At 46.3% G+C, this 9,404-nt stretch carries 7 protein-coding genes and 1 tRNA gene; 3 read left to right on the top strand and 5 right to left on the bottom strand.

Annotation, left to right across the window (positions count from 1 at the left end):
* The 5 genes from QCH34_RS02240 to QCH34_RS02220 all read right to left on the bottom strand — a co-directional run.
* Positions 1–373, bottom strand: a 373-nt coding sequence (locus tag QCH34_RS02240; protein ID WP_300329360.1) for a hypothetical protein, incomplete at its 3' end; no start/stop codon positions are given.
* Positions 374–625: 252 nt separating this feature from the next.
* On the bottom strand, positions 626–3,061 hold the full coding sequence (locus QCH34_RS02235) for a heavy metal translocating P-type ATPase (protein ID WP_300329357.1): 2,436 nt from the start codon (positions 3,059–3,061) through the stop codon (positions 626–628).
* 71 nt (positions 3,062–3,132) lie between these two features.
* Complete coding sequence (locus tag QCH34_RS02230; RefSeq protein ID WP_300329354.1) at positions 3,133–3,618, bottom strand: ferritin; 486 nt, start codon at positions 3,616–3,618, stop codon at positions 3,133–3,135.
* A gap of 398 nt (positions 3,619–4,016) precedes the next feature.
* Positions 4,017–5,189 (bottom strand): hypothetical protein, encoded by a 1,173-nt coding sequence (locus QCH34_RS02225; RefSeq protein ID WP_300329351.1) that lies wholly within the window; start codon positions 5,187–5,189, stop codon positions 4,017–4,019.
* Positions 5,190–6,736: 1,547 nt separating this feature from the next.
* Positions 6,737–8,116, bottom strand: coding sequence for an NAD(P)H-dependent oxidoreductase (locus QCH34_RS02220; RefSeq protein ID WP_300329348.1), 1,380 nt, complete (start codon positions 8,114–8,116; stop codon positions 6,737–6,739).
* 331 nt (positions 8,117–8,447) lie between these two features.
* Here QCH34_RS02220 and QCH34_RS02215 point away from each other — a divergent pair.
* The 3 genes from QCH34_RS02215 (at position 8,448) to QCH34_RS02205 (ending at position 9,252) form a co-directional block, all read left to right on the top strand.
* Positions 8,448–8,522 (top strand) — tRNA-Arg (locus tag QCH34_RS02215).
* A 97-nt stretch (positions 8,523–8,619) separates the two neighbouring features.
* Positions 8,620–9,111 carry a putative immunity protein gene (locus QCH34_RS02210; protein ID WP_300329345.1) on the top strand — a complete coding sequence of 164 codons (492 nt, stop codon included), beginning with the start codon at positions 8,620–8,622 and terminating at the stop codon, positions 9,109–9,111.
* A 15-nt stretch (positions 9,112–9,126) separates the two neighbouring features.
* The gene (locus QCH34_RS02205) at positions 9,127–9,252 is read left to right on the top strand and encodes a hypothetical protein (protein ID WP_300329341.1); all 126 of its coding nucleotides are present in this window, start codon (positions 9,127–9,129) and stop codon (positions 9,250–9,252) included.
* The last annotated feature ends 152 nt before the right edge of the window (positions 9,253–9,404 follow it).

Here is a 9,404-nt window from a genome sequence, read left to right as displayed (position 1 = left end):
ATGAGCTGCATCGCTTTGGGAGCAGCCGCTCCAGACGTGAGAGCTCCGCATCCAGTTCATAGGGAAGCTCTTCTTTCTCCTTCTTTGTGGCAACAACCTCTCCGTTCTCTTCAACAGTGGATAACAGCCGGAAGACCTGGAGGGGGTTTGCTCCCAGATCCTCGAACTTCTTAAAGAGGAAGTACTGGAGGACGAGCCAGGATAGTTCGGACCGTTCGAATCCGTCATCATAATCAAGCGACTCATCATGAGCCTCAAGCTCTTCAACCGGTGAGCCGCAGAGCGGGCACTGTCCTTTCACCAGCTCTTCCATATAGATCTCTTCATTACACCCAGGGCAGGTGGTGTGGCGTGCGTGAGTACGGTATCCCATTCTTATCAGTCCGGACAAATTTGATAGATTATATTCTACGTGCTCAGCTCGGCCGGTATCGTCCGGTACCTCACGCCCCCGGAAAAGAGGGGAACAGTTGTTTCTGTATACTATCTGTTCTGAGACCTCATAAACCTATAACTCGATACATACGCGAATTGGTTAAAAAGACGTTGAATATGGATTTTTGCCTCGATTCAACGGATATCCCCTGAAGAGAAGACTATTACCCCGGATACAAAAAAAAGGAGGTTATCCGGCATCTGCCGGTGGATCTCCCCGCTTCTTTGCCGGGGGGTTATATCCCCTCAGGAGGAGCGAGAGCGAGACGATAGTCACAGATGAGAGTGCCATCGCAAGTCCTGCATATTCGGGGCGGAAGGTGATCCCAAAGAAGGGGGTGAGAAGCCCTGCTGCAATCGGGATGAGGAGGATATTATAGAAGAATGCCCAGAAGAGATTCATCCGGATTCTGCCCATAACCTTTCGGGCGAGCTGGATTGCTGCAGCGGCATCAAGGGGATTGCTCTGCATCAGGACAATGCCCCCGCTCTCGACTGCGACATCGGTTCCACCGGAGATGGCGATCCCGACATCCGCCTGTGCAAGCGCCGGGGCATCATTGATGCCATCCCCGATAAATGCGACCTTCTCACCACGCTCCTGGAGCCGGGAGACTTCCTCTGCTTTATCCCAGGGGAGAACGCCAGCAAGGATACGGGAGATTCCGATCTCCTCTCCGATCACCTGTGCAGTGTGTTCGTTATCGCCGGTGATCATCACGACAGAGAGCCCCATCTCCTCAAACACCTTCACTGCATCATGCGAGGTGGCCTTGATCGGATCAGTAATGGCAATACATCCTGCATAGGTTCTGTCCACTGCAATGAGGGGGACGGTTTTCCCCTCACTCTCAAACCTGACGATCGATCCAAGTGCATTCTTTGGGATCTGAATGGAGTGTTCCTCAAGCAGGGAGCGGTTTCCGATGAGAACCGGGAGATCCTGAATATATCCAAAGACCCCCTTTCCGCTGAATGACTCAAAGCCGGCCACTTCATGGAGCGGTGCATCAGCCTCTTCAGCTTTCCTGACAATCGCCTCTGCAAGAGGATGGAGCGATAATCGCTCCACAGATGCTGCATACGATATAAGCTCTTCTTCGGTGCGACGGTAGGGTGTGATATCTGTTACTTCAGGTCGGCCTTCGGTGAGGGTGCCTGTTTTGTCAATGGCAACGGTGGTGATGGTGCCGGACTGTTCGAGCACCTCACCGTTTCGAATCAGGATACCAAGTTCTGCACCCCGTCCGATTCCAACGGTGATGGCGGTCGGGGTGGCAAGCCCGAGGGCACAGGGGCAGGCGACGACCAGCACTGAGATGAGGGCGGTGACGGCAAAGAGGAGCGGAGAGCCGGCGATGAAGTACCAGAAGGCAAATGCTGAGAACGCGATGATCAGCACAGCCGGGATGAAGTAGGATACCACCGTATCTGCAACTCTCTGAACCGAGGGCTTGCTCCCCTGTGCCTCCCCGACCATCCTGATGATCCTGGCAAGAACGGTATCCTTTCCAACCTTTGTTGCATAGATCGTGATCGCTCCGTTTGTCGGGATCGTGCCGCCGATGACGTTGGCATCCTTTCCTTTGTAGACCGGGTGCGGCTCACCAGTCACAAGCGATTCATCCACATGGCTCTCTCCTTCAACAACCACTCCATCCACAGGAATGGCTTCTCCGGGGCGGACGAGGACGAGATCATAAGGGACGATCTCCTCAACCGGCACAATCGTTCCGACACCATCCCTGATCACGGTTGCCGTCTTTGGCTGGAGGTTCATCAGGGAGCGGATCGCCTCACCCGTCTTTCCTTTCGCCCTTGCCTCAAGGTAACGGCCAAGGGTGAGGAACGCAGTGAGCATGATTGCTGTTTCATAGAAGTTGAAGTCTGCTGAGAGGAATATCCCAAAGGTCGAGAGGACACTTGAAAAATATGCTGTCCCTATACCAAGCGAGTACATGACATCCATATCCAGGATGCCATGTCTGAGGGATCGGATGGCCGCAGAGAAGATCGGGTATGCGAGGAAGGCAAAGAACGGTGTTGCGAAGAGAAACATCATCAGCGGCATCGGGAGCGGGAGAGGAGGGTGTGTCCACATCAGGAGCATCAGGAATCCTGAGACTGCAAATCCGAGGATGGATCTGTATGCCTTCATGCGGAGATCACGTGCAGCCACGGCATCCATGGTGCCGGATGCGGGGTCATCGTCCCTGCCGGTGACGGTGAAGCCAGCTTCCGAGACTGCTTTCTTCATCTCTTCGATCGATGTTATTTCCGGATAGTAGGTGAGATATGCCTGTTCTGTTCCGAGATTGACCGAGACAGAGGTGATACCGGGGAGACCGGCAAGTGCTTTTTCTACTGACTGTACACAGACGGCACAATGCATGCCGCTGATCCTGAGTGTGAGTGCTTCGGGAACAGGTGAGAAGCCTGCTTCCCTGACTGCCTCCTCGATATCCCGAATTGATACAGCATCCGGATCGAACCCAACACGGAGTGTTTCTGCGGCGAGATTCACCTCTGCCGAGGATATGCCATCAAGCTGTTGAACAGAGCTCTCTATGGCTTTGGCACAGGTTGCGCAGTGCATCCCGGCGATTCTTATATGTGTCGTAATCATCTGGTATCCTCTGCTGATCGTCTGGTTTTCTGGTGCGCCAGCACCAAAAAGAAGGTATTGGATTCTAACATTTATCGCTTGCCGAGCTGGTGGTCAAGATGGTAGAGACCGCCTGTTGCCGGACCGATCTTTTCAAGGTTTGCGACGATATCAGAGGCATTCGCTTCCTCTTCAACCTGCTCGGTGACAAACCACTGGAGCATGATCTCAGATGCATAATCCTTCTGCTTGATCGCTTCTGTCATCATGGCGTTGATCATGCCGGTGACCTTCTGTTCGTGGGCATAGACCTCCTTAAAGATGGCAGGGATATCCTTCCAGTCGGCCTTCGGGGCGGCGATAGCGGCGAGTTTAATGTTTCCGCCCCGCTCACTGAGATAGTCATAGAACTTCATCGCATGAGCCAGTTCTTCCTGTGCCTGGAGGCGGAGCCAGTGGGCAAAGCCCTTCCAGTTCTTATCCGAGCACCATGCGGACATCGAGAGGTACAGGTAACTCGAGTACATCTCGGCATTGATCTGGGTATTGATCAGATCTTCCATCATCGTTGGGATCATAGTCATAACTCCTGTATCTGCCGCATTGCGGCAACAGAAGAGCATTATGCAGGGATGCTTTTAAAGGTATCGGTAGCCGTGAGTGGAATCATAGAGATTAAATTATTATGTATTATATATAGACCGCAATCTCTGTTGGAAACATATTTCCATTCAATAGTCATTTGACGTTCTCATAACCGAAATACGAGAGCTAAGATTAGATAGGAACAAAATCAAAAAGAAAGAACATGTTAGGTAAGAGAGATGCAGACCCAATTGATCTTTAACCAGTTCAAACTTGCAGAGGATAAATATGGAAAGAAAAAGATGCAGAACTTAAGATTTAACATGCATTTTTATATAAATTATTACCTATAAATTTACTGCCGAAGATTAAATAATATATGACCTTGTAATTATTTTCTCTCTATCCTCTCTTCAATTATAAAACGAATTGGTTTGAAAAAAAACCAAGAAGTTAAACTAAGAGGTATCAAAATTAAATATAATTTTATAGAATTTATCTCTTTAAAAACATCTGAAAGCAACGTCAAGATTTCAATAAAAACAATCCAGAATGTTAATAGCGCCGTGATGATCAATATTAAGTCAGATCTAAATGTTATATGCATTTGAAATTGGGTATCCAAACCACTAAAAAATGATTGATATGCATCTCGCATATTAAATGCAGACTCTTTAAGTGTTGAGTGTTCATCGTGATTAATAATGCTTTTTTTTCTCAATTCTAATAAATATTGATTATAATAAATTAAAACACCATTTCCTTGTTTGATTACTGAGATAAGTTCAGAATATCCTTTTTTAAGAATTTGGAGGTTTGAATTAGATCCAGTGATAGAAGCAAGTTCAGTGATGTGTTCTAAATGGTTCAATAGACATATTTGGTATTTTTCTGCAATTTTTCGTTTTATTTTAGACTTGTCGTTGTTGGAGTCAGAAATTACAGGACGAATGATGCTATCTGGTCCAATAATATTTCCATTATAGTGTGAATTTATATGGTGACTGTGATGGTGAAGGATATCTCTAACAGCTTGAAAACTTTCTTCGAGGTATTGAACTGAGACATCGAATCCGTCAGTTACAATATTACCAGTTGTAATTGTTGGGTTTAGAAGTGTGATAAAACCGTCCTCATCTAATTCGCCGATTTCGACCGTTGCAAGGTATCTTAGTACATAGTTGGTAGAGCCTTGAGGTCCAAACGAAAATTTCTTAAAAATTATTACATCTACAAGATGTTTTAATGTATCATCTTTAAATCGATAAACAAAGAACCATCTCTCATTCGGGTCGGTATCGTCTACAGGCTTGCAATGGGCGAAATACGCTGAATTTTTTATCGTCTCTTTTATAAGATATGATGATTTAAGTCCAAAATATTCCTCAATTAGATCTAGATTAAAAGGTTTAATAGGACCTGTCTTTTCATCTGGCCTCTGAAAATTAAAATAGACTCGTTCGCCATCAGTTCTCTTTCTACGAATCTGTTGCCACCATCGATTAGTCAGAAATGGAGCGCCATTCAGATGCGGAATCCAACCTATGCAAATCTTTTTATTCAAATTTAAGCTCCTGAAAAAAAGAGGGTATTTAGGACTTATATATTATCTAGCATTAAGAATACGACAACCTAGTGAAGTAGCCTTTGCCGTTTGCTTGAGAGTTATTGTTTCGGTGTTGTCATCCATATTCACCCGAGTTCCCAATCGGACATATCCAACACTTGCCAATCGATTTATTGAGCTACGGATATCGTTGGTAACCTCAATCCCAGAAACACATTTCCGAAGGGTTTCAAAATCTGTTTCTAACCCTAGATTAATGACACATCTCTTTGAATTGGTAAGGTTGCTTCGTGATGATCTACGCATGACGCCTAATATCATGATTTCATGATTGAATATATAGGTATATAATATTGATCATCCACATCGTCTGAAACCTATTCATTAGTAGAGTATAATTGATGTCAATCTTTCAGAGATAAAATTGTAATCAGTACTTCAATGCTTTCAAACAGAAGTAAGAACAAAATGGCCCCTATTACGGAGGTAAATTGAGGTCTTTTTGCAGAATATCCCTATGTATAGTCAATTATTGCCACATTCAGATTTTTATTATTATTCTTGGGGATTTTGGATCTTGAAGTGCGCGATCAGTTATCAACTATAGTTTACATTGCTTATTTAAACACTACCTTCCTTAAGCATTTAGATTTATAAAACAGTCCCCAAGTTTCATCGCCCGCACCATGAATCGATTTCGCGGTTGATAGATCACAATTAACCTTTGTACATTTAGACTGTCTCTCTAAATGCGAGAGATTGACTTTGCTGTCATGAACAGAAGTCTTTGAAGCTGCAAATCATCCGATGAATTGATATTCTCTATCCATGAGAATATCCACTTAATACGCATAAGAAAATTTTGAACTTTTCTTGATCCAGATTCCATCACTGCCTCGACGTATCTTTGCCTTTTTCCCTCGCGGCGTATCAGGGAGGGCACGACCCCGTTCTGCTGTGATACAACTGGCATCTTGCATAACACACGGTTATCTTTCAATACGTTCTGATTGATCATCTACAGGAACTCAGCCCAGATTAATTCGTCTTGACCAATATTAATTAGAAGTACCGGAATAACCATATTGTTGAAGCATCTGGAATCTTTGTCGGATATGACAATGATGGGAAGAGAGGTGATCATAGAATCTTGTACAATCTGAGAATCAGATAACCCATTGAGTATCTAATGACCAGAAGCTTGATCATGAAACTACAACGAAGTTTGGATGGTCACCATTTTCTTCGGTTTGATATAAAAGTCAGAGAGAAGAGGACGAAATCGCTCTCAGGAGATCAAGGAGGACAAGGCACCAAGATTGATATTTTATTGAGTAATATAGCGATACCCCATTATTTTCACAATTAAAATAAAGTTAGTATTGCTATTGATCGATCGCACGTGCAAATTACTTTATATGAGGGAGGTAATCATTCTAAGTTCTTCATAACAAATATATAATAATATCATCGAATATCTTGCACCTATATTTCAAGTCCGATCATATCCCTTAGTTGACATCAATGTCGATAAATATAAACGATCATTGTTTATATGCTTCGAGTACCCGATCATGAGCTTCGACCATATGCTCCTTCATCCTGAGGAAGACCGATCTCCGTGCAGGTGGAAATACAAGAAGGAGCCGTAATAAGGAAGACCTGAGGCGCTGCGTATACTGGTATTGCGGGAAATCATAGAGTTTGTTTCTTTTGAAATAGCGGTGATCTGCCCTGAAGATCGCCCGCATACCTCCCCAGATCATGTCCCGGAAGATCTTGTGGCCTCCGACAGCATAGAAGGTGGGCGGAGGACTATATCCGCTTCCTGCACTGGAGATTAGCGATGATGCGAAGCTGTCGATCCTGCGATCTATTTCAGCCGGGTCATCGGATTCGTCGCTGATGATATGCCCGCAGAGAACACCCTCGCTATCTGTGAATGCCCTGAAGAACTCCATCAGGACAGGGTTTTCACAGAGAGGCCCTGATACCATGTAGCCGATTGTTCTGCCTTTGAAGGCGGGGATATGCCCCATGAAGAATGAGCGATCGAAGACCTGCTTGAAACCTGAAGAGAGGAAACGGTCATGGATCTCCCCTGCAAAGATGATGATATCAGATGAGAGGAGCGTGTTCCTGTACCATTCAGAAAACCCGTCAGTATAGACACAGGTGTTGTCATACCCGCACCGGCAGCATCCAAGGCATCCGCCTTTCATTCCGATATCAGGAATTTCTGCGATTGTTGCCTTCCCCCCGAATGTCTCTTTGAGCCGGTTTACCATCTTCGCACAATTTGAATCCGGGGCATTGTGATCAGTGAGGATAAGAATCCGTAGATTGCCTTGTTCCAGGGGGGCCAGGGGTAATACCGGAGTGTAGGAGGGGAGGCTTTGGCGTATCTGCGGGTAGATCGGCTGTATCACCGGCTTCTTCTGGATCGTCTCTATGAACATGGATGAGAAGAGTTCAAGCCGCTTTCGTTCTTCCTCCTTTAAGAGATCCTGCATATGTGCCGAGAAAGCTCCAACGAAATGCATTCCGAGATCTTCGGCTATCGCATGGATGTAATTGTGGGCGATATGATCCATGAAATGAACGGATGTCGATATGGAGGCGGCATATTTACCCTGAAAATGAATACCAGCACCCCTTTCAAAGACAAGCTCGATGAAACGCTTGAATTGTGCCGGCACAAGCATCACATAGAGGGGGAATGCAAAGAGAACAGCATCAACTCCGGAAATTCTCTGCATAAGGGCATCGAAATACGCCTCATCTCTCGCGATCCTGTTGATCTCCGATGCAATAGGAATGATATCAAAGCTATGATCGGGCCCTGCCAGCTCCATGTACCGAACAGAACGGATGGTGACACTGAGATCGCCTTTTGGACTTCCATTTAAAACAGCGATCTTCATGGAGATACATCCTCTTCCCTGAGGCGATCAACCGTGATTTGATCGCACAGCCTTCTGATAGTAATCTTCTTCCTCATCTGAATCATTATTTCCACAAATCGATCAAAAACCTCTGGAATGATAAAGCTATCCGGATCAGGAGAGACGTGTCTCCATGCAGAGAGGAGCACTACAGAAAGGCGGGTACATATACCGGTGACTATGTCGGGATCCCCCGATGCAGTGAACATGGACTTTTTTACATGGTGATGTATGGTTGAAGGAGGTGCCCGGACATCATGCATCACACAAAGGAATAAAAACCGGGAGATCGAACTATTATATCCTTCCGGGGCTTGTGGCTTAGCCAGGATAGAGCGTCGGGCTTCTAACCCGAATGTCGGGGGTTCGAATCCCCCCAGGCCCGTTTCTTTTGTTCGCATTCCAACTGGTATATGCAGGTGCATCCTCCGGGTTGATCCATAATACATAACCGAAGAGCTTCCACTATTCTTCTTATCTCAATGAAGAAGTACAGCCGTAACGATCAGAAACTGATGGCCGCCTGGGCGGCAGATTGCGCTGAGCGGGTGCTTCCCTTCTTTGAAAGTGCATATTCAGGGGACAAACGGCCACGGACTGCACTGGACGTCTGCCGGAGGTGGATTGATTTTGGCTCCTTTTCGATGGAAGAGATACGCGGGGCATCTCTTGGCGCCCATGCGGCCGCCAGGGAGGCTGCATCGAATAACCCGGCCTCTTTCGCCGCACGTGCCGCCGGACAGGCGGTGGCAACTGCCCATGTGCCCCAGCATGCCTATGGCGCTGCATACTATGCCTTGAAAGCAATCGCAGCCGCTGATCCTGCCAATGCTGAGACTGCGGTTGCAGCAGAATATGAGTGGCAGTCGGGAAAGCTCCCTGAACACCTTGGAGAGGAGATGATGAAGAGGATCGTGATCAGAAGGGGCTCAGGAAGAGTTACAATAATAATCGATAAGACAGGCGACTTCTGATCCGGGAGACCGGGATTGCTGAAGAGGTGCGTATTCCTCTTTGAAGATCCGAGGCATGTCAGAATTGTTCCATCCAATGAGGGGGGGAAGGATCGAAGGAGAAGGAAAAAGGAGGAGAAGAAACCGGGGTACATGAAGTGAGGGTAAAAGGATACGGCACCCCTCTCTAAGGAGTGATAATTGGGGAGAAGAGGGATTTAGATCGGGTCTCTGATTCCGATAAAAATTGAGCCGGATCGTTTGTGGAGAATCAGGTAGCTCAAACCGGATCAAACCTGAATAAAAACCGTTTC

Origin of the sequence: Methanocalculus sp. (assembly GCF_029762515.1) — an archaeon.
In the GTDB taxonomy this organism is placed as follows: Archaea; Halobacteriota; Methanomicrobia; order Methanomicrobiales; family Methanocorpusculaceae; genus Methanocalculus.
This window is presented reverse-complemented; position numbering and strand designations above follow the sequence as displayed.